This window comes from Neorhizobium sp. T6_25 (genome assembly GCF_002968555.1).
In the GTDB taxonomy this organism is placed as follows: Bacteria; Pseudomonadota; Alphaproteobacteria; order Rhizobiales; family Rhizobiaceae; genus Neorhizobium.
In genome coordinates this window covers 136,156-160,033 of sequence record NZ_PVBL01000007.1, presented here as the reverse complement: position 1 = coordinate 160,033, position 23,878 = coordinate 136,156, and the positions used below count along the sequence as shown (strand labels likewise).

At 61.7% G+C, this 23,878-nt stretch carries 25 protein-coding genes, 4 tRNA genes and 1 pseudogene; 14 read left to right on the top strand and 16 right to left on the bottom strand.

Annotation, left to right across the window (positions count from 1 at the left end):
- On the top strand, positions 1 to 1,164 hold the full coding sequence (locus tag C5L10_RS11990) for an FAD-dependent monooxygenase (protein ID WP_105429853.1): 1,164 nt from the start codon (positions 1 to 3) through the stop codon (positions 1,162 to 1,164).
- On the opposite strand, the gene C5L10_RS11985 is transcribed toward C5L10_RS11990, so the two are convergent.
- The gene (locus C5L10_RS11985; protein ID WP_105429852.1) at positions 1,165 to 2,355 is read right to left on the bottom strand and encodes a cystathionine beta-lyase; all 1,191 of its coding nucleotides are present in this window, start codon (positions 2,353 to 2,355) and stop codon (positions 1,165 to 1,167) included. It abuts the gene before it with no gap.
- A 364-nt stretch (positions 2,356 to 2,719) separates the two neighbouring features.
- Between C5L10_RS11985 and C5L10_RS11980 the strand changes: the two genes are divergently transcribed.
- The 4 genes from C5L10_RS11980 to C5L10_RS11965 all read left to right on the top strand — a co-directional run bounded on the left by C5L10_RS11980 (position 2,720) and on the right by C5L10_RS11965 (position 7,036).
- Positions 2,720 to 3,745: an amino acid ABC transporter substrate-binding protein gene (locus tag C5L10_RS11980; RefSeq protein WP_105429851.1), complete on the top strand. Its 1,026-nt coding sequence runs from the start codon at positions 2,720 to 2,722 to the stop codon at positions 3,743 to 3,745.
- 113 nt (positions 3,746 to 3,858) lie between these two features.
- Positions 3,859 to 5,052: an amino acid ABC transporter permease gene (locus C5L10_RS11975; RefSeq protein ID WP_105429850.1), complete on the top strand. Its 1,194-nt coding sequence runs from the start codon at positions 3,859 to 3,861 to the stop codon at positions 5,050 to 5,052.
- Between the two features lie 4 nt (positions 5,053 to 5,056).
- A complete protein-coding gene (locus C5L10_RS11970; RefSeq protein ID WP_105429849.1) occupies positions 5,057 to 6,214 on the top strand; it encodes an amino acid ABC transporter permease in 1,158 nt (385 codons plus the stop codon).
- 48 nt (positions 6,215 to 6,262) lie between these two features.
- The gene (locus C5L10_RS11965; protein ID WP_046637733.1) at positions 6,263 to 7,036 is read left to right on the top strand and encodes an amino acid ABC transporter ATP-binding protein; all 774 of its coding nucleotides are present in this window, start codon (positions 6,263 to 6,265) and stop codon (positions 7,034 to 7,036) included.
- Positions 7,037 to 7,103: 67 nt separating this feature from the next.
- Here C5L10_RS11965 and C5L10_RS11960 read toward each other — a convergent pair whose 3' ends face one another.
- Together C5L10_RS11960 and C5L10_RS11955 are read right to left on the bottom strand one after the other, a co-directional pair.
- Positions 7,104 to 7,760, bottom strand: a complete 657-nt coding sequence (locus C5L10_RS11960) for a hypothetical protein (protein WP_172717002.1) — start codon at positions 7,758 to 7,760, stop codon at positions 7,104 to 7,106.
- 257 nt (positions 7,761 to 8,017) lie between these two features.
- Entirely contained in the window at positions 8,018 to 8,335 is a 318-nt protein-coding gene (locus C5L10_RS11955) for a putative quinol monooxygenase (protein WP_105429847.1), read from the bottom strand.
- A gap of 140 nt (positions 8,336 to 8,475) precedes the next feature.
- Between C5L10_RS11955 and C5L10_RS11950 the strand changes: the two genes are divergently transcribed.
- Positions 8,476 to 8,778 (top strand): hypothetical protein, encoded by a 303-nt coding sequence (locus C5L10_RS11950; RefSeq protein WP_105429846.1) that lies wholly within the window; start codon positions 8,476 to 8,478, stop codon positions 8,776 to 8,778.
- A 41-nt stretch (positions 8,779 to 8,819) separates the two neighbouring features.
- On the opposite strand, the gene C5L10_RS11945 is transcribed toward C5L10_RS11950, so the two are convergent.
- The 5 genes from C5L10_RS11945 to C5L10_RS11925 all read right to left on the bottom strand — a co-directional run bounded on the left by C5L10_RS11945 (position 8,820) and on the right by C5L10_RS11925 (position 10,547).
- Positions 8,820 to 8,896 (bottom strand) — tRNA-Arg (locus tag C5L10_RS11945).
- 43 nt (positions 8,897 to 8,939) lie between these two features.
- The gene (locus C5L10_RS11940; RefSeq protein ID WP_046669660.1) at positions 8,940 to 9,245 is read right to left on the bottom strand and encodes an ETC complex I subunit; all 306 of its coding nucleotides are present in this window, start codon (positions 9,243 to 9,245) and stop codon (positions 8,940 to 8,942) included.
- 51 nt (positions 9,246 to 9,296) lie between these two features.
- Positions 9,297 to 9,373: transfer RNA gene (locus C5L10_RS11935), tRNA-Pro, on the bottom strand.
- A gap of 116 nt (positions 9,374 to 9,489) precedes the next feature.
- Positions 9,490 to 9,969, bottom strand: a complete 480-nt coding sequence (locus tag C5L10_RS11930) for a DUF192 domain-containing protein (protein ID WP_105429845.1) — start codon at positions 9,967 to 9,969, stop codon at positions 9,490 to 9,492.
- Positions 9,969 to 10,547, bottom strand: coding sequence for a cold-shock protein (locus C5L10_RS11925; protein ID WP_037084473.1), 579 nt, complete (start codon positions 10,545 to 10,547; stop codon positions 9,969 to 9,971). Before C5L10_RS11925 ends, C5L10_RS11930 begins: the two co-directional genes overlap by 1 nt.
- Before the next feature lie 222 nt (positions 10,548 to 10,769).
- Between C5L10_RS11925 and gloA the strand changes: the two genes are divergently transcribed.
- From gloA to C5L10_RS11905, 4 genes are all read left to right on the top strand, one after another.
- Positions 10,770 to 11,210 carry a lactoylglutathione lyase gene (gene gloA, locus C5L10_RS11920; protein WP_105429844.1) on the top strand — a complete coding sequence of 147 codons (441 nt, stop codon included), beginning with the start codon at positions 10,770 to 10,772 and terminating at the stop codon, positions 11,208 to 11,210.
- 221 nt (positions 11,211 to 11,431) lie between these two features.
- On the top strand, positions 11,432 to 11,944 hold the full coding sequence (locus C5L10_RS11915; RefSeq protein WP_172717001.1) for a hypothetical protein: 513 nt from the start codon (positions 11,432 to 11,434) through the stop codon (positions 11,942 to 11,944).
- Between the two features lie 121 nt (positions 11,945 to 12,065).
- Positions 12,066 to 12,140: transfer RNA gene (locus C5L10_RS11910), tRNA-Glu, on the top strand.
- 159 nt (positions 12,141 to 12,299) lie between these two features.
- Positions 12,300 to 12,374, top strand: a tRNA-Glu gene (locus C5L10_RS11905).
- Positions 12,375 to 12,424: 50 nt separating this feature from the next.
- On the opposite strand, the gene recJ is transcribed toward C5L10_RS11905, so the two are convergent.
- From recJ to C5L10_RS11880, 5 genes are all read right to left on the bottom strand, one after another.
- Positions 12,425 to 14,257 (bottom strand): single-stranded-DNA-specific exonuclease RecJ, encoded by a 1,833-nt coding sequence (recJ, locus tag C5L10_RS11900; RefSeq protein ID WP_105429842.1) that lies wholly within the window; start codon positions 14,255 to 14,257, stop codon positions 12,425 to 12,427.
- Between the two features lie 88 nt (positions 14,258 to 14,345).
- Entirely contained in the window at positions 14,346 to 14,582 is a 237-nt protein-coding gene (locus C5L10_RS11895) for a hypothetical protein (protein WP_105429841.1), read from the bottom strand.
- A gap of 174 nt (positions 14,583 to 14,756) precedes the next feature.
- Complete coding sequence (locus C5L10_RS11890; RefSeq protein WP_105429840.1) at positions 14,757 to 16,079, bottom strand: homoserine dehydrogenase; 1,323 nt, start codon at positions 16,077 to 16,079, stop codon at positions 14,757 to 14,759.
- 63 nt (positions 16,080 to 16,142) lie between these two features.
- The gene (locus C5L10_RS11885) at positions 16,143 to 17,360 is read right to left on the bottom strand and encodes an LL-diaminopimelate aminotransferase (RefSeq protein ID WP_038542482.1); all 1,218 of its coding nucleotides are present in this window, start codon (positions 17,358 to 17,360) and stop codon (positions 16,143 to 16,145) included.
- Between the two features lie 145 nt (positions 17,361 to 17,505).
- A complete protein-coding gene (locus tag C5L10_RS11880; protein WP_105429839.1) occupies positions 17,506 to 17,907 on the bottom strand; it encodes a hypothetical protein in 402 nt (133 codons plus the stop codon).
- A 123-nt stretch (positions 17,908 to 18,030) separates the two neighbouring features.
- Between C5L10_RS11880 and C5L10_RS11875 the strand changes: the two genes are divergently transcribed.
- Together C5L10_RS11875 and sfsA are read left to right on the top strand one after the other, a co-directional pair.
- Entirely contained in the window at positions 18,031 to 19,878 is a 1,848-nt protein-coding gene (locus C5L10_RS11875; protein ID WP_105429838.1) for an alpha/beta hydrolase, read from the top strand.
- A gap of 12 nt (positions 19,879 to 19,890) precedes the next feature.
- A complete protein-coding gene (sfsA, locus tag C5L10_RS11870) occupies positions 19,891 to 20,619 on the top strand; it encodes a DNA/RNA nuclease SfsA (protein ID WP_105429837.1) in 729 nt (242 codons plus the stop codon).
- On the opposite strand, the gene C5L10_RS11865 is transcribed toward sfsA, so the two are convergent.
- On the bottom strand, positions 20,595 to 20,876 hold the full coding sequence (locus C5L10_RS11865; RefSeq protein ID WP_105429836.1) for a type II toxin-antitoxin system RelE/ParE family toxin: 282 nt from the start codon (positions 20,874 to 20,876) through the stop codon (positions 20,595 to 20,597). The genes sfsA and C5L10_RS11865 overlap by 25 nt on opposite strands.
- Positions 20,866 to 21,114: a type II toxin-antitoxin system Phd/YefM family antitoxin gene (locus tag C5L10_RS11860; RefSeq protein WP_105429835.1), complete on the bottom strand. Its 249-nt coding sequence runs from the start codon at positions 21,112 to 21,114 to the stop codon at positions 20,866 to 20,868. The genes C5L10_RS11865 and C5L10_RS11860 overlap by 11 nt, the downstream gene beginning before the upstream one ends.
- A gap of 176 nt (positions 21,115 to 21,290) precedes the next feature.
- On the opposite strand from C5L10_RS11860, the gene map reads away from it, so the two are divergent.
- Positions 21,291 to 22,127: a type I methionyl aminopeptidase gene (map, locus tag C5L10_RS11855; protein WP_046667929.1), complete on the top strand. Its 837-nt coding sequence runs from the start codon at positions 21,291 to 21,293 to the stop codon at positions 22,125 to 22,127.
- 54 nt (positions 22,128 to 22,181) lie between these two features.
- Positions 22,182 to 22,933 (top strand): annotated as a pseudogene (radC, locus tag C5L10_RS11850) (DNA repair protein RadC); the annotation flags it as partial.
- An 11-nt stretch (positions 22,934 to 22,944) separates the two neighbouring features.
- Here the strand turns inward: radC and C5L10_RS11845 are convergent.
- Complete coding sequence (locus tag C5L10_RS11845; RefSeq protein WP_105429834.1) at positions 22,945 to 23,832, bottom strand: SDR family oxidoreductase; 888 nt, start codon at positions 23,830 to 23,832, stop codon at positions 22,945 to 22,947.
- Positions 23,833 to 23,878 lie beyond the last annotated feature (46 nt).

Genomic DNA, 23,878 nt, shown 5'->3' with positions numbered 1-23,878 from the left:
ATGTCCATCGAAAGAGTAGCGATCATTGGTGCCGGCATGGCCGGGCTGACGGCCGCACTCGCCTTCGCCCGCCACGGCATAGCCTGCGACATTTTCGAGGAGGCGGCTGCCCTGATCGAGGTCGGCGCCGGTCTGCAGATATCGCCGAACGCTTCGCGCGTACTCTCCGAACTCGGCGTCCTACCCGCGCTCGAAGCCGTCTGGACCGAGCCGGAGCGGATTGCGCTCGTCTCGGGGACGTCGCTCAGACCGCTTGCGCACGTGCCGGCCGGGCATTTTGCCCGCGAGCGCTGGGGTGCGCCTTACGGCGTCCTGCACCGCGCCACGCTTCAACAGGCATTGCTTGCCGCGGTCGAACAGAACCCGCTCTGTGGCATCCACCTAGATACGCCTGTCCGCAAGAATCCGCACGGGACGCTGGCGGGAATCACCGGCAGAACCTATCCCCTGATCGCCGGCGCCGACGGCGTCTGGTCCAATCTGCGCGCCGGAATACCGGACAGCCCGGAGCCGGACTTTTCGCGCAATGTCGCCTGGCGCTTCACGATTCCCGGCAGCGCCAGACCCGATTGGCTGGAGGCGGGCCAGGTCACCGCCTTTCTCGGGCCCTCGACCCATGCGGTTGCCTACCCGCTCAAAGAGATCGACGGGTTCAATATCGTCGCAATCGCCTCCGGCATCAGCCCCGGCAAGACGTGGGATGCGCAAGCCGGCGATGCGCAGCGGCGCATGCTGCTCGGCCAGTTCCATCGCTGGGACCGGCGCATCGTTCAACTGATCGAAAGGGCCGAACAGCCAACCTTCTGGCCTCTTTACCAGGTGAGTGCCGGGCGCTGGCACAACGGTCGCGACATGGTGCTGATCGGCGATGCGGCGCATGCGATGATGCCGTTCGCGGCCCAGGGCGCATCGATGGCGATCGAGGACGCGTTCGTGCTCGCAAACCGGGTAGCCGGTCCCCTGCCCCTTGCGCAGGCGCTGGCAGATTTCGAGAGCGAACGTATGGGGCGGATCGCCAAGGTTCGCGCCCGCGGCCTGTTCAACCGCTTCGCCTATCACGCGCGCGGTCCGATCCGGCTCGGCCGCGATATCGTCCTGTCGCTGCGTCCGCCGCAATCGCTCGCGGCGGATTTCGACTGGCTTTACGGCTTCAAGGCGCGGTGATCAGATCTCGGCCGCGGCCGCGAAGCCGATTGCCAGGTCCTTCTTGAGGTCGGCCACGTCTTCGAGGCCGATCTGCAGGCGAATGACCGGACCTTCCAGCGGCGCCTTGGCGATGGTACGGTCCGACAGGTTGACCGGCACCGCGAGGCTTTCGTAACCGCCCCAGGAGTAACCGAGGCCGAAGAAGGTCAGCGCATCCAGGAAAGCGTGCGCCTTGGCTTTCGCCCTGTCGCCCTGCGCCTTCAGCACGAAAGAGAAGACGCCGCTGGCGCCCTTGAAATCGCGCTTCCAGATCGCGTGGCCGGGGAAGCTCGGCAGCGCCGGGTGCAGGACGCGTGCGACATCGTCGCGGCTCTCCAGCCATGTGGCGATATCGAGCGCGCTCTTCTGATGATGTTCGAGACGCACGCCCATGGTGCGCAGGCCGCGCAGGATCTGGTAGGAATCATCCGGTGAGCCGCAGATCCCGAGCGCAAGGCGGGCGTCCTCGAGCTTCGGCCAGTGCTTGGCGTTGGCCGATACCGAACCCATGATGATGTCCGAGTGGCCCGACGGATATTTCGTCGTCGCATGGATCGACACGTCGACGCCGAAATCGAGCGGCCGGAAATAAAGCGGCGTCGCCCAGGTATTGTCCATCGTGACGACGCAATCATGCCGGTGGGCCACCTCGGCGATCGCCCTGATATCCTGCATTTCCATGGTATTGGAGCCCGGCGCTTCCGTATGGATCAGCCTGGTGTTCGGCTTGATCAGTGCTTCGATGCCGGCGCCGATTTCCGGATCGTAATACTCGACCGTGACGCCGAGGCGCGTCAGCATCGTGTTGCAGAAATGGCGGCATGGCGCGTAGACGGAATCGACGATCAGCGCATGGTCGCCGGCCGAGAGATAGGCGAGAAACGGCACCGAAATCGCCGCCAGTCCCGAAGGAACGAGGATGGTGCCGGCCGAGCCTTCCAATTCGTCGAGTGCCGCGCAGAGCGCATCGGTCGTCGGCGTGCTGCGGGTCCCGTAGGTGTATTTCTGGGCCCGCTTCTCCATCGTCGCCGCGTCGGGAAACAACACGGTCGAAGCATGAACGACCGGCGGATTGACGAAACCGTGGTAGTCGGACGGGTCGTTGCCCATGTGGGCGAGACGCGTGTTGGGGCCAGCGCCGGTGAACAGGGACTCGTTCGTCTTTTTCATGTTGGGGAGAGCTTTCGTTGGCATTGAGGCGCAAAGTTTTGCCGCCGGAGCAAGGCCCGGTCAACCCCGTGAAAAGAGCCTGAAGCAGAGACATCAGGCTGCCTGCCACATCACGGAAAACGCACCTCTTTTGATCATCCGCTGCCCAAACTTTAGGTAAGTGAGCGTTTTCTGAGCCGGGTTAACGAATTTACCTCATTTCAGACGCAATTCGAAAAGGCGACACTTGACCCTGCGTTGTTTTGCGAATGAGATAGCGGCGCCTGCACCGGGAGGGTTCGCGGGCGGCCGGCCGTATTCGATAAGACAGGGGAGCGGCCCGGTTCCATCAAGTCACAGAAAACCACAGATAAAGGTTGGGAAAATGAAAAAGACGCTTCTGTCAGCCGCGATTGGCGCAGCGGTCCTTGGCTTCGCATCGGCGGCATCGGCCGCCACGCTTGATACCGTCAAGTCCAAGGGTTTCGTTCAGTGCGTCGTCAACACCGGTCTCGCCGGCTTTGCCGCACCGGACGCATCGGGCAACTGGTCCGGTTTCGACGTTGACTACTGCAAGGCCGTTGCTGCTGCCATTTTTAATGACGCAACGAAGACGAAATATACCCCGACCACCTCGCAGACCCGCTTCACGGCGCTGCAGTCGGGCGAAGGCGATGTCCTGTTCCGCAACACGACCTGGACGATCAACCGCGATACCGCGCTCGGCTTCAACTTCCGCACCGTCAACTATTACGACGGTCAGGGCTTCATGGTACCGAAGAGCCTCAACGTGAAGTCGGCTCTGGAACTCTCCGGCGCTGCCGTCTGCGTTCAGTCCGGCACCACCACCGAGCTCAACCTCGCCGACTTTTTCAAGGCCAACAAGCTCGAATACAAGCCGGTCGTCTACGAAAAGCTGCCGGAAGTGAACCAGGCCTACCAGGAAGGCCGTTGCGACGTTTACACGACCGACCAGTCCGGCCTCTATTCGCTGCGCCTGTCGCTTTCCAACCCGGATGAACACATCATTCTGCCGGAAATCATCTCCAAGGAGCCGCTCGGCCCGGCCGTTCGCCAGGGCGACGATCAGTGGTTCGATATCGTTTCGTGGACGCATTACGCGCTGGTGCAGGCTGAAGAATTCGGCATCACCAAGGCCAATGTCGACGACATCCGCAAGTCCTCCACCAACCCGGACGTCCGCCGCTTCCTCGGCATCGAGAAGGATACCAAGATCGGTACCGACCTCGGCCTGACCAACGACTGGGCCTACAACATCATCAAGGCCGTCGGCAATTACGGCGAAGTGTTCGAGCGCAACATCGGCCAGAACACCCCCCTCAAGATCCAGCGTGGCCTGAACGCGCTCTGGACCAAGGGCGGCCTGCAATACGCTCCGCCGGTTCGTTAATCGGCCAGACCACGACGGGATAAGGCGGCCGATGCCGCCTTATCCCCACTTAAAAACAAAACGCATAAAAAGAAAAAGGCCTCAAAAATGAGGTCACAGGGGAAAAGGCCAGCATGACAGATCACGCTGCAATTGCGCCTTCCGAAGCGCGAACTCTCAGATCCTACGTTTACGATCCCAAGATCCGGGGTATTTTTTTCCAGGTCCTCACGCTCGTCATCGTCGTCGGCATCGGCTGGTCGATTTTCGACAACACCGTCGCCAACCTTGCGCGTTCCGGTACCGCTTCCGGATATCAGTTCCTGAAAGGCCGCGCCGGTTTCGACATCGGCGCCTCGCTGATCGACTATTCAAGCGATTCGACCTACGGGCGCGCCATCCTCGTCGGCTTCCTCAATACGATCCTGGTGGCGTTCTTCGGCATCATCACCGCCACGACCATCGGCTTCATCATCGGCATCGGCCGTCTTTCCAAGAACTGGCTGATCGCGAAGCTCTGCACCGTCTATGTGGAAGTCTTCCGCAACATTCCGGTGCTGCTGATCATCTTCTTCTGGTACAAGGGCGTGCTTTCGTCACTGCCGCAGGTTCGGGACTCGCTCAAACTGCCGCTCGGCATGGTGCTCAACAACCGGGGCCTCGCCTTCCCGAGACCCGTGTGGGGCGATACCGCATGGGTAATCCCCATTGCATTGCTGATTGCCATCGTCGCGACTTTCATCGTCGCGCGCTGGGCAAAACAGCGGCAGATGCGCACCGGCCAGCAGTTCCACACGATCTGGATGGCCATCGGGCTGATTGTCGGCCTGCCGGTCCTCGCCTTCCTTGCCGTCGGCGCTCCGCTGACGTTCGATTTCCCGATCGCCGGCCGCTTCAATCTGTCGGGCGGATCCGTGATCGCGCCGGAATTCGTGGCCCTCTACCTGGCTCTGTCCTTCTATACGGCCTCGTTCATCGCCGAGACGATCCGCGCCGGCATCCGGGCCGTCGCCAAGGGGCAAAGCGAAGCGGCGGCAGCACTCGGATTGCAGCCCGCCACCACGACCCGCCTCGTCGTCGTGCCGCAGGCGATGCGTGTCATCATCCCGCCGCTGACCAGCCAATATCTCAACCTCACGAAAAACTCGTCGCTCGGCATTGCCGTGGGCTTTCCGGAACTGGTCGCCACCGGCGGCACGACGATGAACCAGACCGGACAGGCAATCGAAGTGGTGTCGATCTGGCTCGTCGTTTATCTCAGCATCAGTATCACGACCTCGCTGTTCATGAACTGGTTCAACTCCAAAATGGCCCTGGTGGAGAGGTAAGATCATGAACACGAAAAACCTTGCCTATGTCCGCCCGGAAATGCTCGCCCCCGCACCCGCTCCGCTCAGCACCAGGAGCGCCTCGGGCTGGATCCGCATCAACCTTCTGGCCACACCGAAAGACGCCGCGCTGACGATCCTCGCGGTTGCCCTCCTGGTCTGGATCCTGCCGGGCATGATCAACTGGCTGTTCGTCCAGGCGGCGTGGTTCGGGACCGACCGTTCGTTCTGCACCACCGCGGTGCAGGGCGGCATCAAGCCGAACGGCTGGAGCGGCGCCTGCTGGGCCTTTGTCGGCGACCGCTTCCAGCAATTCATGTTCGGGCGTTATCCGATCGACGAGCGCTGGCGGCCGATGCTGGTGGCGATCCTGTTCATCGCCCTTCTCGTGCCGGTCCTGATGCCGAAGCTGCCTCGCAAGGGCCTGAACGCGCTGCTGCTCTTCGTCGGCCTGCCGATCGTCTCATTCTTCCTGCTGCACGGCGGCGTGTTCGGGCTCCAGAAGGTCGAGACACCGCTCTGGGGCGGCCTGATGGTGACGCTGATCCTGTCCTTCGTCGGCATCGCCGTCTCCCTCCCCGTCGGCATTCTGCTGGCGCTCGGACGACGCTCGACGATGCCGGTGATCCGGGTCATCTGCGTCACCTTCATCGAGGTCATCCGCGGCGTGCCGCTGATCACGGTGCTGTTCATGGCGAACGTGATGCTGCCGCTCTTCCTGCCGACCGGCTGGACGATCGACAACTTCCTGCGCGCGCTGGTGGGCGTGGCGATCTTCGCCTCCGCCTACATGGCAGAAGTCGTTCGCGGCGGCCTGCAGGCAATTCCGAAAGGACAGTTCGAAGGCGCCGATTCGCTCGGTCTCAGCTATTGGCAGAAGATCCGGCTGATCATCATGCCTCAGGCGCTGAAACTGGTCATCCCGGGCATCGTCAACACCTTCATCGGTCTTTTCAAGGACACGTCGCTGGTGTCGATCATCGGCATGTTCGACCTTCTCGGGATCGTACAGCTGAACTTCACCGACACGACCTGGATCAGCCCCGTCACACCGATCACGGGCCTCATCTTCGCAGGCTTCATCTTCTGGCTGTTCTGCTTCGGCATGTCGCGCTACTCCGCCTTCATGGAGCGGCACCTCGACACCAACCTGAAGCGATAACCGACCTGACGCTGTGCCTAGCCACAAACGATAACTAAGGGGATATAAATGGCAGACGCCCAACCCAAAAAAATGACCGTCTCGGCTACCGACGTTGCCGTCGAAATCATCGGCATGAACAAGTGGTACGGCGATTTCCACGTGCTGCGCGACATCAACCTGAAGGTGATGAAGGGCGAACGCATCGTCATCGCCGGCCCGTCCGGCTCCGGCAAATCGACGATGATCCGCTGCATCAATCGTCTTGAGGAACACCAGGCCGGCAACATCATCGTCGACGGCATCGAGCTTACCAACGACCTGAAGAAGATCGACGAAGTGCGCCGAGAAGTCGGCATGGTGTTCCAGCACTTCAACCTCTTCCCGCACCTGACGATCCTGGAGAACTGCACGCTCGCGCCGATCTGGGTCCGCAAGATGCCGAAGAAGCAGGCGGAAGAGATCGCCATGCATTATCTCGCCCGCGTCAAGATCCCGGAACAGGCCCATAAATATCCGGGCCAGCTCTCCGGCGGCCAGCAGCAGCGCGTGGCGATCGCCCGCTCGCTCTGCATGAAACCGAAGATCATGCTGTTCGACGAGCCGACCTCGGCGCTCGACCCGGAAATGGTCAAGGAAGTGCTGGATACGATGGTGAGCCTTGCGGAAGAAGGCATGACCATGCTGTGCGTCACCCATGAAATGGGCTTTGCCCGCCAGGTCGCCCACCGGGTGATTTTCATGGACCAGGGCCAGATCGTCGAACAGAACTCGCCGGCGGAATTCTTCGACAACCCGCAGCACGAGCGCACGAGGCTCTTCCTGAGCCAGATCCTGCACTGACAGCTTTACGGGCACACGATCATGGGGCGCTTCGGCGCCCCATTTTTCGTTTCACCGGCGGTTCGTTTCACCAGCGGAAGGAATAACGAGCATTCACGCTCGTGACCGGTTCGGGCGCATCCGAGGTGCGGTCGAGCGCGCCGCTGACCGTCATGTACCTGCCGAGCCGCTTCTCCACGGCGACGCCTGCTCCGAGAGTGCGAAACCAGTCGCTGCCGCTTGCCCGCCCGACCAGCGCCGTGCTGCTTGGGCTATGCGACAGGCGAACCGACTGGCTCGCATCAAGGCCGAGCCATTCTCCCGAGGCGCCGTCATACCGCAAGCCGTAGCTGCTGCGCCTCTCGATATCGATCGTCGGCGTGGCGATTTCCTTTTCATAATAATTCATGGCGATCTCGGCGCTGCCGGTATTGCCGTCGAGATCGACACCGACGTCGCGGTTCAGCTGATAGGCGGGCGTCTGGATTTTTTCCGCCGTGAAATTGCTCCAGAACTTGATGGGCGTATCCAGCGGAGTTCCGCTCATCGACGTATCGACGCCCATCGACACGCCGGCTTCGGTTTCGAGCCGGGTCGGCAGCTTGAGGCCGAGCTTGACGGAGTAGCTGGTGTCGGAACTGCGGATCGGGTTCCAGATCAATGGGGTGTCTTCCGCAAACCCCGGACCGGCCGTCAAAAAACACGCAAGCGCCAAAACCGCGCCAGTGGACAATATTCTTCTCATGTGAATCCCCACTCGAAGCTCAAAACAAGCAAAGGGTCCGGGCAATTCGAACTGCCCGAATGAAAACCATTTCAATTTGTTGGAGGCGTTTTCCGAGGGCCGTGGCCGCTCAATCGCCGATCTGTCTTCCGCTCGTGTGACGCTACGGAACCGACAAGACGCATCATATGAAACAATGCGGCAATTCCGAATCCTCAATGCGGCAAGAATGGGGTTTCGTGGTCCCAGCCACTTCGGGCGGCTGCGGCGGGCTGCCTTCAGGTGTTATCCAAACGCTCGTCTATGTGTTGCACCGACGCCGATATGACATTGTCGATGACGACGTGGGACAGAAGTATCGGCCCCACCGCCCAAAGCGCTCGCATATGATCGGTATCCTCATGTCGGCGATGCGCTTCCTCGCTGGTGAAGGCCTCCGCGAGCAGGATCTTATCGGGATGATCCGGCATCGGGACCAGTTCGATATAAAGACAATCGGGGTCGAGCCGGCTTTTCTCCAGATGATCACGTGCCGCCTGGAGATATTCCTCACGCTTGCCGGGCTTGGTTGTAAAAAAACCGATGATGCATTTCATCTTCCCCTCCCAAGGCAGAGCCGCCTCGACCGGCCGCGGATCGGAGATACGACGGCTCGGAGTATAGGCACACACAGCTCAGGAACAAATCGCCTGACATCGCGTTCAACGCGGCATCCTATCAAGCGGAGAGTGGACAGATGAACCTCAAGCTCGCATTGGGCGTGGCACTTGGCCTGGCCTGCACATCGATGGTGGCTGAAGCCCGGTCGGATTTGCGGCTGTACGGAGCAGTGCCTGTGGAAAGCGGCCCTCAGCTCATGCAGGCCTACAACAGGGCGCTGGAGCGATGCCTTCCCGAAGCCGGTCTGGCAGAGGCCGGAGCGATCGCCGAGGCCAGCCTGCCTGCGGTGCGGCTGCGGGGTTGTCTGTATCGCAACGGGTTCTTCTACCGGGGCGTCTATGCATACCCGGTGGCCATGTCCGTCTACCGCATCCGGTAGTCTCGCGGGGATCAGTTGGGACGGTCCGGGCTGATCAAGGTTGGCGACCCCTGCAGGACTCGAACCTGCGACCTGCTGCTTAGAAGGCAGCTGCTCTATCCAGTTGAGCTAAGGGGCCGATCTCGGCAGCGGCGCCCGGGAAAGCCCGAGCGGCTCAAAAATCAATGCGTCCAGGGCTGGGTGCGGCTGAAGCGGAAATTGTCGGTGTAGGAAACGATCTGGCGATTCGGATCCTTCGGCTGGATTACCCGGTATTCGATGCCTTCGCGCCTGGCATAGGCTTCCGCCTGTTCCTGGCTTTCGAACGTCAGCCGAACCTGCTGCTTCATGTCGCCGGAGGATGTGTAGCCAAGGATCGGATCGATGCGGCGCGGCTGTTCCTGGTCGAATTCCAGCACCCAGAGATGGGTCTTGGCCTTGCCGGACTGCATGGCGGTCTTTGCGGGACGATAGATCTTGGCGGCCATTCCTGTAACGCTCCATGGAATGGAACGGATAAGGAGCCTCACCTAAAAGCGTGGTCGGAGTGGAGAGATTCGAACTCCCGACCCTCTGGTCCCAAACCAGATGCGCTACCAGGCTGCGCTACACTCCGTTCCTACGGTGGTTGCGAGATACACGGTTCCCCACTGTGCCGCAACAGCAAAATGGAGCCGCGGTTACGCTAAAGCAAACAAGCCGAGGATAACCCCACAGGATCACCACTGGGGATCACCACTGATTGCCGATGCGTTTGCTGATCACCTTGTCGCCCACCTTGAGCCCAAGCGACTTCGAGCGGCCGGCATTGAGCTCCAGCACGAATTTCACAGGTCCGCGCGAATCGATGATGTCGCGCGAATAGGGCACCGCGTTCTCGCGGATGTGGGAGATCGTGCCGTCGCCCTGGATGAACAGCATGTCGAGGGAAAGGATGGTGTTCTCCATCCACATCGAGACCGGCCGCGGTGTGCCGAAATCGAAGAGCATGCCGGCATCCGGCGCCATCACCTTGCGGTACATCAGCCCCCGCTCGCGCTGGGCATCGGTAAAAGCGAGCTCGACGGAAAACTTGTGGGTCTGGCCGGCTGCAGTCCTGATCGAAAGCTCGTCGCGCGGAAAGGTCACGTCCTGCGCGACCGCGCTGCCCGCCAAGATGAGAAAAAGCGCCGCAAGGGCGCTTTTCAGAAACGATGGAAACGAGAAACGCATCAGTGCGACCGGCTTACGGGATTGGGATTGTCGGGGTGGATTTCCGCCGCCATCAGGCCCTTGTCACCCGGTCCGAAGCGCACCAGCACGACTTGGCCCGGGCGCAGCTCGGTGAGGCCGAAGCGGCGCAGCGTTTCCATGTGCACGAAGATATCTTCCGTCCCCTCGCCGCGCGTCAGGAAGCCGAAACCCTTGGTGCGGTTGAACCACTTCACCAGAGCCCGTTCCAAGCCGCTGGTCGCAGTCACCTGTACGTGGGTGCGCACCGGTGGAAGATCCGAGGGGTGGACGGCGGTGGACTGGTCCATGGACAGGATGCGGAACGCCTGGTAGCCGCGATCCCGCTTCTGGATCATCGCGACGATGCGTGTGCCTTCCAGAATGGTCTGGTATCCGTCCCGGCGAAGGCAGGTCACGTGCAGAAGCACATCCTGCATGCCGTTGTCGGGAACGATGAAGCCGAACCCCTTGGCCACATCGAACCATTTGACGACGCCGGTGATTTCGATCAGCTCGACCGGCTCGCCCGGAAGCTCTTCGAAACTGCCAACGTCTTTCGATGACATTCTGTCTGCCATATCCTGTCGGCCCCTCGATTACGCGTTACGACGTGACGATCAACTGATTCTTAGAGGATAGATTAACATCCTGCTAACCATCTAGCGCAAGTCCCTGACTTGGCTTTATCCACCTTCATCTCTATCTAGAGTGGCTTGCTCCAGGCTGGCGTCTGCGCCATATCCAGCACGGACCCGAACAAGGTCTATCGGCGACTGGATTTATCGGAGGGAGACACCATAATGCGTTATCTTCATACCATGGTCCGGGTGAAAGACCTGGACGCCTCACTTCATTTCTACACGACCGTTTTCGGCCTCAAGGAAGTTCGTCGCATCGACAACGAGAAGGGCCGCTTCACGCTGGTCTTCCTCGCGGCCCCCGACGATCTCAGCGAGGCCAAGGACGTTCTCGCCCCCTGCGTCGAGCTGACCTACAATTGGGACACGGAAGATTATACCGGCGGACGCAATTTTGGTCACCTCGCCTATGAGGTCGATAACATCTACGATTTCTGCCAGCATCTCTCGGACAACGGCATCATCATTAACCGTCCGCCGCGCGAAGGCCGGATGGCCTTTGTCCGTTCGCCAGACGGTATTTCGATCGAGCTCCTCCAGAAAGGCGACAACCTGCCCGTCGCCGAACCCTGGGCTTCAGCACCGAATATTGGCAGCTGGTAAGATTTTTCAACGCGGCGGTTTCTTTTTTACTCAACCGCCGCGTTCTTTCCCCAACCTTGGCCCAACCTTGCCCCAGGCTGACCTCGCCTGCCCCGACCGGCTTGTCCATGGCGCTCTTCCGCGAGATGCTCGGGCACGATGATTCGCGGCATGACGCCCGCGATACGAGCCGACGGGGCATGCCTTTGCCAAAAACGCCTTTCCTTTGTTCGAACGTCCGCATGACGCTGGCGATCGTCTGCCTTTCCGCGCTGACGCTCAGTGGCTGCACCACCACAAAAAAGACGGCTGACGCCACGACGCCGGCACCGCGCACCACGGTGGCGGCAAGCGCCAAGGGCATGCTTGCCAAGGGCGGCATCACAGCCTCGAACCGCCGTGCCGATCCGGCCGTCCCCAAGGCAGAGGCGCAGTCAGCGCAGGCACCGGCAGCAACCGCGCCGGCCGCCGTTCCCACTGCAGAAAATACGTTCCCGCCGGCACCTGCACAGCCGCAGCAGGCCTCGATCGCCGGCCTTGCGACGCAATCGACCGGCGTTCGCGCCGACAGCGGTACGATCTTTTCGGCGAACCCGCCGATGGCTGCGGCCGCCCCATCCGGCAACGGCCCGGTTCCGGCCAATCTGCCGCGGCGGAATTTCAATGCCACCACCGCCAGCGTCTACAGCATGCCGCCAACCACGCCCGCCGCAGCCTGCGGGGCCGATGCTCAGGGCACTCCTTTAAGCTGCTGATTTGACGCCATTTTCATTCGAGGAGCCGGCGCTGGAAAAGCCGTCATTTTTTTGTAAAAAAGATGGCTTTGGCGCTTGCAGGAAAGAAATCCCCTCTCTATAAGAGCGCCACGAAGCGCAGGCGCCCTTCGTCTATCGGTTAGGACACCAGATTTTCATTCTGGGAAGAGGGGTTCGACTCCCCTAGGGCGTGCCACTTCCACCTCCCCAAGCTTTTGTTTTCATTTCCGTATCCAGCTCCCGCACGCCATCTTGCGGCCGCGCGATTTTTTGCGTCCGCAAGCGCTGGAAAATGCAATTTTGCGCTTGCGAGATAGAAACACCCTGACTATAAGGGCGCCACCACGAAGCGCACGCGCCCTTCGTCTATCGGTTAGGACACCAGATTTTCATTCTGGGAAGAGGGGTTCGACTCCCCTAGGGCGTGCCACTTCCTCTCTCCGCAAAAGCGGATTCCATCCCGAAAATTGACCCGTTTCCTTACGGCGCCCTCACCGCGTCGAGCAGGCGGAGCTGCATCCGACGGGTGCCTTGCCATTGGTCGGCGCTGAGGCAGCCGGCGGCGTGGATTTGCGCGCCCCGGGAATTGAGCAGCATGTTGCCGAGCGGCGTTTCGGCGGCGCGGAAGGCGATCCCCTCGAGCCGCGAGCCGTCGGCCGCCTCCAGCGTCACCTTGATATGCGCGGTACCAACGAGGCGGGCATCCTTCAGCCGGTGGGCAGGGATCGCAAACACCGGCTGCGAATGACCGGAACCATAGGGGCCGGCCTGTTCGAGCTGGTCGAAAAGTTCAAGCGTCGCGCCGGAAGCGGAAAGCGCGCCGTCGATCTTCAGCACGTGATTGGCGACCAGCGCCGGCACGCCCTCGCCCGCCATCTCCTCGAAGAAGGCCCGCAGGCGGCCGAGATTGCTGCGCTCGACCGTCAACCCCGCCGCCATGGCGTGGCCGCCGCCCTTGACGAGCAGGCCGGTATCCACGGCGGCGCGGACCATGCGGCCCATGTCAAAACCGTTGATCGAGCGGCCGGAACCGGTTCCCCTGCCGGACGGATCAAAGGCGATCGCGAAAGCCGGCCGTTTGAATTTCTCCTTCAGCCGCGCTGCGATCAGCCCGACAATGCCGGGATGCCACTTGTCGCGTGCCGTGACGATGACGTTGGCCCCCTCGCCGTTCCCGTACTCGGCCAGCACTTCGGCTTCCGCCTCTGCAAGCATGGCGGCTTCCATGGCCTGCCGCTCGCGGTTGAGTTCGTCCAGTCGAGTGGCGATCACCTCGGCTTCGATCGGATCCTCGAGCGTGAGCAGACGGCTGCCGAGCGCCGCATCGCCGATCCGCCCGCCGGCATTGATGCGCGGGCCGATCAGGAAGCCGAAATGATAGGGCGTCACTGGGCCGCCGAGGCCTGCCTTGCGGAACAGCGCCGAAAGCCCGGCATTGCCCATATGACGGGCCGCAAGCAGGCCCTTGACCACATAGGCGCGGTTGAGCCCCTTCAGCGGCACCACGTCGCAGACCGTCGCCAGCGCGACGATATCGAGCCAGGCGAGCAGGTCGAGCGATCCGGCGCGCGGATCGCCGATCTGCCGCATGTGGCGCGCGGCGGCGACCAGAACCAGGAAGACCACGCCGGCGGCGCAGAGATGGCCTTGGCCCGAAAGATCGTCCTCGCGATTCGGATTGACGAGCGCCAGGCACGGCGGCAGTTCGTGGCCGAGCTGGTGGTGGTCGATGACCACGACGTCACAACCCTCGTCGCGCGCCGCGGCAAGCGCATCATGGCTGGTGGAGCCGCAGTCGACGGTGACGATGAGGCTGGCGCCGTTGGCGATCAACTGGCGGATCGCCGTTGGGTTGGGGCCGTATCCCTCGAAGATGCGGTCCGGAATATAGATTTCCGCCTCGACGCCGAAATGGCGGAGGAACCGATAGAGCAATGCCGAGGAGGATGCGCCGTCGACGTCGTAGTCGCCGAAGATCGCCACCTTCTCCTGCCTGGCGATCGCGTCAGCGAGCCGCAGCACCGCCTTTTCGCAATCGGTGAGCGTGTAAGGATCCGGCATCAGCGAGCGGATAGTCGGATCGAGGAAGGCGGGAGCATCGTCCAGCGTAACACCGCGGCCGGCAAGCACGCGGGCAACGAGATCGGGAATCCCGTGAATCTGGGCAATCGCCAGCGCCCGGTTCTGGGCCGCCTGATCGAGACGCGACACCCATCGCTGATCGCCCGCGGAGCGTTCGACGCCGAGGAATGCGCGCGGGACGGGATCAACCGTTTCCACTGTCGACGAAAGCGCGGAGAAAATTCTGGTCATGGAGCGCTTTTAGCGTATCGCGAGAGCAAGAGGAATCGCTTTGACGGGATTGCCGGTCGGATCTCACGATCTTTCGGTAACCGGCCGATCACAGCATCGACCACACGAATGCCGAGCCGCTGATGCCGGCCGCGATTGCGAAGAACACAAGCAGGAAAACAAAACCCCGCCGCCCTTCAAGACCATCACCACGCGGCTGATCATTGGCATGGGCGAAACGCATGGACGGAGAGCCATGTGGCTCGGAGCGGACGCCGCTGAGTTGCAGCCGGTATCCCTTGTTCCGCGTGCTCATTTTCCGCGTATTCATGGCCCGCATCTTCATGGCGATCGCGCAAGCCTCCTCGGCAGTGATTGCCGGCGACAATCTACGTCCGGAGGCCCCGGAGCGGCCAGCCAGTGAGCCTTCGCGGCCTTGCTTTTCACAGACGTTCTGGAAAGGTTCCGGCGTTACCCACAGGAAACGGCAGCGCCGGCTTCTCGAAGCGACGTGGTTTTTTTAAAAAGCCTTGGGCCGTTCGATGCGAATCACCTGGGGCTCGCCGACGAGATAGCTTTCCGCCTTGATCGCATCGACTGCCTTGCGGATCGAATCCTCCATCGTCGCGTGGGTGACGAGAATGATCGTCTTCGGCGTGTCCGTCGCGGCGTCCGGCTTGGCCCGCTGCATGATCGATTCCAGCGAGATGCCGTTCTCGGCCATACGGGCGGCGATGCTGGCAAACACGCCGGTGCGGTCGGCGACCGTCAGGCGGATGAAGTAACCGCCCTCATGGCTCTGCATGCGGGCGCGCTTGTAGGGCGCCAGCGACGCTGCCGGAGTGCCGAGGACCGGGACGCGCTGAGCGCCCGGGCTGCTCTTGGCAATGTCGGCGATATCGCCGAGAACGGCGGACGCGGTCGCGTTGCCGCCGGCGCCGGGACCGACCATCAGCAGTTCACCGAGGATATCGGATTCGATCGCCACCGCATTGGTGACGCCATCGACCTGGGCGATGACGGAGTCATGCGGCACCATGGTCGGATGGACGCGCTGCTCGATACCGCTGTCAGTCAACTGGGCAACGCCGAGCAGCTTGATCCGATAGCCGAGATCGGCGGCGGCGTGGATATCCTCGATCGAGATGTTGCTGATGCCCTCGAGATAGATTTCGTCGGCGGCGATCTGCGTTCCGAAGGCGAGCGTCGTCAGGATTGCAAGCTTGTGGGCCGTGTCGTTGCCCTCGATGTCGAAGGTCGGATCGGCCTCCGCATAACCAAGCCGCTGGGCTTCCTTGAGGCAATCGGCAAACGACAAGCCTTCCTTCTCCATCCGGGTCAGGATGTAGTTGCAGGTGCCGTTCATGATGCCGTAGACGCGCGAGACCGTGTTGCCGGTCAGGGATTCACGAAGCGCCTTGATGACCGGGATGCCGCCGGCAACGGCCGCTTCGAAATTGAGAAGAACGCTCTTTTCTTCGGCGATCTTGGCAAGCTCGACACCGGAGGCAGCAAGCAGCGCCTTGTTGGCCGTCACCACATGGAGACCACGGGTCAGTGCCGCCCGCACGGAATCGGCGGCGGCACCCGAGGCGCCGCCGATCAGTTCCACGAAGACGTCGATATCGGCCTCGTTGGCCATTTTTTCCGGCGTGTCGAACCAGTTGATGCCGGAAATATCGATGCCGCGGTCGCGCGACCTGTCGCGTGCCGTGACCGCCGTGATCTCGATCGCACGGCCGCACGTCGTTGCCAATTCATTCGCGCGGGTCTGGATGATCCGGACGAGCGAGGCACCCACAGTGCCGAGACCCGCAATGCCGACTTTGAGGGCGTCTGCCATGCTATTCTTCCTGATTGCCTTGGAGGTGGCGGCCCGTCGAGGCCGCCGGAAATGCTGTTCAGATCAGCGGCGCGTGTTGAGCGAGATGACGTTGTGCATCGTCTCGTCGGCCGTCGACAGGAACTTCTTGATGTTGCGGGCCGCCTGACGGATGCGGTGCTCGTTCTCGACCAGCGCCAGACGAACATAGTCGTCGCCCATCTCGCCGAAACCGATGCCCGGCGCGACCGCGACATCCGCCTTTTCGACCAGGAGCTTCGAGAATTCGAGGCTGCCGAGGTGGCGGAACTTTTCCGGGATCTTTGCCCATGCGAACATGGTGGCTGCCGGCGGCGGCACTTCGAAACCGGCCTTGCCGAAGGAGTCGACCATCACGTCGCGGCGGCGCTTGTAGACGTTGCGGACTTCCGCGATGTCGGAACCGTCGCCGTTGAGGGCATGGGTCGCGGCGACCTGGATCGGCGTGAAGGCGCCGTAGTCGAGATACGACTTGACGCGGGTCAGCGCCGAAATCAGCCGCTCGTTGCCGACCGCAAAGCCGATGCGCCAGCCGGGCATGGAGAAGGTCTTCGACATCGAGGTGAACTCGACGGCGATATCCATCGCGCCGGGTACCTGCAAGACGGACGGTGGCGGCTCGCCGTCGAAATAGATTTCCGAATAGGCAAGGTCCGACAGCACGATGATGTCGTGCTTTTTGGCGAAGCTCACGACTTCCTTGTAGAAATCCAGCGAGGCGACATGCGCCGTCGGGTTGGACGGATAGTTGAGGATCAGCGCCAAGGGTTTTGGGATCGAATGCTTCACCGCCCGCTCCAGCGGCGGGAAGAAGCTGTCGTCCGGCTCGACCGACATGGAGCGGATCACGCCGCCGGCCATCAGGAAGCCGAAGGCATGGATCGGATAGGTCGGGTTCGGGCAGAGGATAACGTCGCCGGGCGCGGTGATCGCCTGCGCCATGTTGGCGAAGCCTTCCTTGGAGCCGAGCGTCGCGACGACCTGAGTATCCGGATTGAGCTTCACGCCGAAACGGCGGGCGTAATAGGCAGCCTGGGCGCGGCGAAGGCCGGGAATGCCCTTGGACGACGAATAACGATGGGTGCGCGGGTCCTGGACCACTTCGCACAGCTTGTCGACGATCGCCTTCGGGGTCGGAAGGTCGGGATTGCCCATGCCGAGATCGATAATGTCCGCGCCACCCGCTCGCGCGCTGGCCTTCAAACGGTTGACCTGTTCGAAGACGTATGGCGGCAGGCGTCGGACTTTATGAAACTCTTCCATCTTTCTCCCCGTGGAGGGCGCGCAGCGTCAGACGCGACGCGCCGGTGTCGCATGATTGGCGATTTTTTGCTTTGCGACCAAAAGCGCCGAAAGGCAAGTGCTATTTGCCGATATCGAGTTGCCCGGATGACTTGGTTTGCCGGGACTACCTGGAGATATTGGCCAACGCGTCCTTGCCGTGCTCGGCGGCAAGCTTGCGGTATTCGGCGACCCGGCGCTGATATTCGGCTTCCGAGATCGAGCCCGACCTGCGCAGGCGGGCGAGCGACGCAAGGCGCGGCTCGGACTGGTTGTAATCCTCGTCCTCGATCTGCTCGGCCGCAGCGCGCAGCGTCGGATCGAAGCTCGGATAGACGCCGGTGTTCTGCCTGGTGACAGGGCCTGGCGGCGGCGCGGTCTTGGTCTGGACGACCACGGCCGGCGGTGCGGTGTTCGGAATACCGTCATCCAGAGCAAAGGTATTGCTGTTGCAGCCGGCCAGCAGAGAGAGCGCGCCAAGAGCGATGAAAAGCGGTAAGCTGCCGAACCGATGCCTCAGTTTTTCCATTTCCGTAACCCAGTTTCCGTCATCGGCCAAATGCACCTGAAGGCGCCGATCGCTGGCACTTGTATTCGCTTTCAGGCACAATGTACAAACGAAAACAACTAACAAACTGTGGGGAGGCCGCACGTGGCGGAAAAGACCGACGACAAAGGGCAGACCGGACAGGAATTTCCGGGATTCGACCCCAAATCGGTCGAGGCCTATGTGGTCAAGGACCCGCAGGCGCTCGCCATGAACTTCGCGCGGGCGCTCGAAAATCTCGGCAAGGCGGCATCGGAATGGCTCGGTCCGCGCGAACGCGGCGAGATCGGCGATTCGGTTGCAGACCCTATGACCGACCTCGTGAAGACCCTTTCCAAGGTCACCGAATACTGGATTTCGGATCCGAAGCGGACGCTCGAAGCCCAGACCTTGCTGTTTTCCAGCTATATCGGCATCTGGACGCGCACGCTCGGGCAATTCACCGGCCAGCCGGTCGAGCCCGCGGCGGACACCTTGCCGAAGGACAAGCGTTTTGCGGACGACGACTGGGCAAAGAACCCGTTCTTCGCCCTCCTCCGGCAGCTCTATCTCGTCACCGCCTCCTGGGCGGACAAGCTGGTCAACGAAGCCGAAGGGCTCGACGAGCACACCCGCCACAAGGCCGCCTTCTACGTGAAGCAGGTGACGGCCGCCCTTTCGCCGGCCAATTTCGCTCTCACCAATCCAGAGGTGTATCGCGAGACGGTCGCCAGCAATGGCGCCAACCTGGTGGCCGGCATGAAGATGTTCGCCGAGGATATTGCCGCCGGGCGCGGTGACCTGAGGCTGCGCCACACCGACGCGACCAAGTTCGCAATCGGCCGCAACATGGCGCTGACGCCGGGCAAGGTGATCGCCCAGAGCGAGGTCTGCGAAGTCATCCAGTACGAGCCGTCGACGGAAACGGTGCTGAAGCGCCCTCTCCTCATCTGCCCGCCGTGGATCAACAAGTTCTACATTCTCGACCTCAACCCGCAGAAGAGCTTCATCAAATGGTGCGTCGACCAGGGCCATACGGTCTTCGTGATCTCCTGGGTCAATCCGGATGAACGCCATGCGAAGAAAGACTGGGAATCCTACATGCGCGAGGGGATCGACTTCGCGCTGACCACGGTCGAGAAGGCTACCGGCGAAAAACAGGTCAACGCGATCGGTTATTGCGTCGGCGGAACACTGCTTGCCGCGACGCTTGCCTATCACGCGCAGAAGAAGAACAGCCGCATCGCATCGGCGACCTTCCTCACCACCCAGGTGGATTTCACCCATGCGGGCGATCTCAAGGTCTTCGTCGACGAGGAACAGATTTCGGCGATGGAAAAGCAGATGAATGCGGTCGGCTATCTTGACGGTTCTAAAATGGCCACCGCCTTCAACATGCTGCGCGCCTCGGAACTGATCTGGCCCTATGTGGTGAGCAATTATCTGAAGGGCCAGGAACCGATGCCATTCGACCTGCTCTACTGGAATTCCGACAGTACGCGCATGGCGGCCGCCAACCATGCCTATTACCTGCGCAACTGCTATCTCGACAACAATCTGAGTAAGGGCGAAATGAAGCTCGCGGGAAAGACGATCTCGCTGAAGGACATCAAGATCCCCGTCTACAATCTCGCCACCCGAGAGGACCATATCGCGCCGCCGAAATCGGTCTTTCTCGGCTCCTCGCTGTTCGGCGGTCCTGTGGATTTCGTGCTGACCGGTTCGGGCCACATCGCCGGCGTCGTCAACCCGCCCGACAAGCAGAAGTACCAGTACTGGACAGGCGGCGAGGCCGAAGGCCAGTACGAAGACTGGCTGACGGATGCCGAGGAAAACAAGGGATCCTGGTGGCCGCACTGGCATGCGTGGGCCGAGGCAAAGGACGACGAGCGCGTGCCGGCCCGCAAGCCCGGCGGCAAGGCGCTCAACGCAATCGCCGATGCGCCCGGCACCTACGTGCTCGAGCGCGTCTGATCCATATCACAGATGCGTTTCGATCCACCGTTGCTGCCCGCGACCCTCCTGCAACGCTACAAGCGTTTCCTGTTCGACGCCGTGCTGGAGGACGGCACGCCGTTTACCGGCTCCTGCCCCAATACCGGTTCGATGCGAGGGCTGACGACGCCGGGCTCGAAGATCTGGGTATCGCGGCACGACAGCCCCACCCGCAAATACCGGCACATGTTCGAAATGGTCGAGGTGGATGGCGAGCACGTCGGCATCAATACCGGCCTGCCAAACCGGCTCACGGAAGAGGCGATCCGCGCCGGGCTGATCCCGAACCTTGCCGGCTATGAGACGATCCTGCGCGAACAGCGCTACGGCCGCAATTCGCGCATCGACTTCCTGCTTCTGGATGGCGATCTGCCGAATGCTTACGTGGAGGTCAAGAACGTTCATTTCTGCCGCGAACCGGGACTGGCGGAATTTCCCGATACCGTCACCAAACGCGGCGCCAAACATCTGGAAGAGCTGGGCGACATGGCGGAGGCCGGTCACCGGGCGGTGATGATCTACCTCATCCAGCGTCACGACTGCTCGCGTTTCCGTATCTGCGGAGACCTCGATCCATTCTATGCGCTCGCCTTCGAGCGCGCCAAGTCCCGCGGCGTCGAGGCCTATGCAGTGCATTGCCGCGTTTCACCGGAGGAAATAACGCCTGAGGGGCTGATCCCGGTCGAAGATCTCGGCTATCGCTTTTCGGCCGCCTTATAAACCGCGTCTCGATCTCGCCGGCCGACGGCGACGACCAATACGACCAGTTGCGTATCTCGGACCTCATAGACGAGGCGATAGCCGATGGACCGCAGCTTAATCTTGTAACGGTTCTTGGATCCATGAAGCTGGGCGGCAGCGACGCGCGGATTTTCGAGACGTTCGGCCAACTTCTTCTTGAACTGCTCCCGGATGTTAGAGTCGAGCTTGCGCCATTCCTTCAGCGCAACATCCAGAAACGCGAGTTCATAGCTCATCCAGCGTTACCTTGATGACAGTTTCGCCTGCGCGGCTGTCTGCCAGTAGGTTGAGCTCAAGGTCTTCCAACCGGTCCATCATCGCTTCGTAAGCCTTTGCAGGCACGCAATAGAAGGCGGGCTCGTTGCGATTGAGGATCGCGACGGGGGCTCCGTCTCCTGCTGCGACGGTACCCATGGGGTTGCGCTTCAGCTCGGAAACGCTGGCGGTGACTTCGGCGAGGACGATACTGACCATGGCGGCTCCAGGTGCTCCGATTCGCACTTTATATAGACCCATTAGAAGCACTTTAAAAGGCTCTCTTCAAATCATCCCGTTCGGATTGTCGAGAAGAAAAGCGCTGAAATCTCCGATCGCCATGGACGAACCGGGCCCGGCTGCTTTATGAACGGAGAGATTGCGAGAGAAGAACCATGGTCAACTATATCGAGGCGGTTTCCGCCCCCCTGAAGAATACGGGTGCGATCCGCCTCTATGGTGCGGAAGACTTTGCCGGCATGCGCAAGGCCTGCCTGCTGACCGCGCGCTGCCTCGACGAGCTTGCCTCGATCGTCCAGCCCGGCGTCACCACCAACGCGATAGACCGCTTCGTCTTCGAGTTCGGCATGGACCACGGCGCGCTGCCGGCGACGCTGAACTATCGCGGATACACCAAATCCTCCTGCACCTCGATCAATCACGTCGTCTGCCACGGCATTCCGGACGACAAGCCTTTACGGGAAGGTGATATCGTCAATATCGACGTCACCTATATCCTCGACGGCTGGCACGGGGATTCGAGCCGCATGTATCCGGTGGGCGGGATCAAGCGCGCCTCCGAGCGCCTGCTCGAAGTCACCTACGAATGCCTGATGCGCGGCATTGAGGCGGTGCGTCCGGGCGCCCGCACCGGCGCGATCGGCGAGGCAATCCAGACCTATGCGGAAGCGGAACGCTGCTCCGTGGTGCGCGATTTCTGCGGCCATGGCGTCGGCCGGCTTTTTCACGACTCGCCGAACATCCTCCATTACGGCCGCGCCGACGAGGGTCCGGAGATGAAGGAAGGTATGATCTTTACAATCGAGCCGATGATCAATCTCGGCAAGCCGCATGTGAAGGTGCTTTCCGATGGCTGGACGGCGGTGACCCGCGACCGGTCGCTGTCAGCGCAATACGAACATGCGATCGGCGTCACTGCCACCGGCTGCGAGATATTCACCTTGTCGCCTGGAGGTTTCGACCGACCCGGCCTGCCACCGCTTTCGAGGTAACGGATGGCCAGCCGCTCCGCTCCTCCACCGGACGAACAGACGTCCTTCATCGAGGACGAGCGCGGCTTTTTCGCCGAACAGTTGACCAAACCGAAAGCCATCAAGAAACCGGCCTCGATGGATGACGAAGAGCCGGGGGCGCATTACCACGGCCACCGCGAGCGCCTCAAAACCAAGTATCGCGAACATGGCGATACCGGACTTGCCGATTATGAAATCCTCGAACTCCTGCTGTTCCGGTCGATCCCGCGCCGCGATACGAAACCGCTTGCCAAGGCGCTGATCGCCCGGTTCGGAACGCTTGCCGGCGTTATGGGCGCGCCGCTCGGATTGCTGCAGGAGGTCAAGGGCGTCGGCGAGGCGGTGGCGCTCGACCTGAAGCTCGTCGCGACCGTCGGTCACCGGATGCTGAAAAGCGAGCTGCGCGGCAAGCAGGTACTGTCCTCCTGGTCTTCGGTCATCGATTATTGCCATGCGATCATGGCCTACGAGCCACGCGAACAGTTCCGCATCCTTTTCCTCGACAAGCGGAATGCGCTGATCGCCGACGAGTGCAGGGCCACGGTACCGTCGACCATACGCCTGTCTATCCGCGCGAAGTCGTGCGCCGGGCGCTCGAACTGTCGGCGACCGCGATCATCCTCGTCCACAACCATCCGAGCGGCGATCCGACGCCATCGCGCGCCGATATCGACATGACGAAGACGATCGTCGACACCGCAAAACCTCTCGGCATCACGGTGCACGACCACATCATCATCGGCAAGGACGGGCATGTCAGCCTGAAGGGGTTAAGGCTGATCTGAGTTTCGCTGCCTCAGGCAGCGAAATAGGCTTCCCGGTCCAGATCCGCGATCAGTCCCGGTCGGGTAGGTTGCCAGCCCAGCTGTTCCCGAGTCCAGGCGCTCGAAGCCCGGTTGTCGATTTGCGCAAAATGCGCGAACCAGCCGAAATGTTCGGCCGCCTCGTCATGCGATTTTGCGACCACCGGCAGGTTCAGCCGTTTTCCGATCACGCCGGCGATTTCGCGGAAGGGAATACCTTCCTCCGCAACTGCGTGATATCTCGCGCCAGCGACGCCCTTTTCCAGCACGAGCCTATAGAGGCGAGCAGCGTCGAACCGGTGCACTGCGGGCCACTGGTTGGCTCCATCGCCGACATAGGCCGAGACGCCTTTCCGGCGGGCCGTGTCAATGAGGATCGGGACGAAGCCGTGGTCACCGTCGCCATGCACCGAAGGCGGAAGCCGGACGACAGACACGCGCGGGCCCGAGGTCACCGAGAATGCCGTCTGTTCCGAGACGCGCGGAACCGGGGAGCCGTAGGCGGGCGGCGTCTCTTCGGTTGCCAACTGGCCCGGCGACAGGAGACCGGTGCCGGAGGTGACGATCAGGGGGCGGTCGGTGCCAGCCAGAGCCCCGCCGAGTGCTTCGATGGCGCGCCGGTCGATCTCGCAACTCTCCCTGAATTTCGAGAAGTCGTGGATGAAGCCGGTGTGGATGACGGCATCGCAGGCGCCGGCTCCGGCCCTCAGGTTTTCCGGATCCTCCAGGGTGCCGCGATGCACCTCGGCGCCGGCGATCACAAGCGCCTCGGCGGAAGCATCCGAGCGTGCAAGGCCCAGGACCTGATGGCCTGCCTCGATCAGTTCCTTGACGACGGCGGAGCCGACGAACCCGGTCGCGCCCGTTACAAAAACACGCATGATAGTCCTCTTCAGTTGTCTGACGAGGCTGTGATAGGGTTTTACG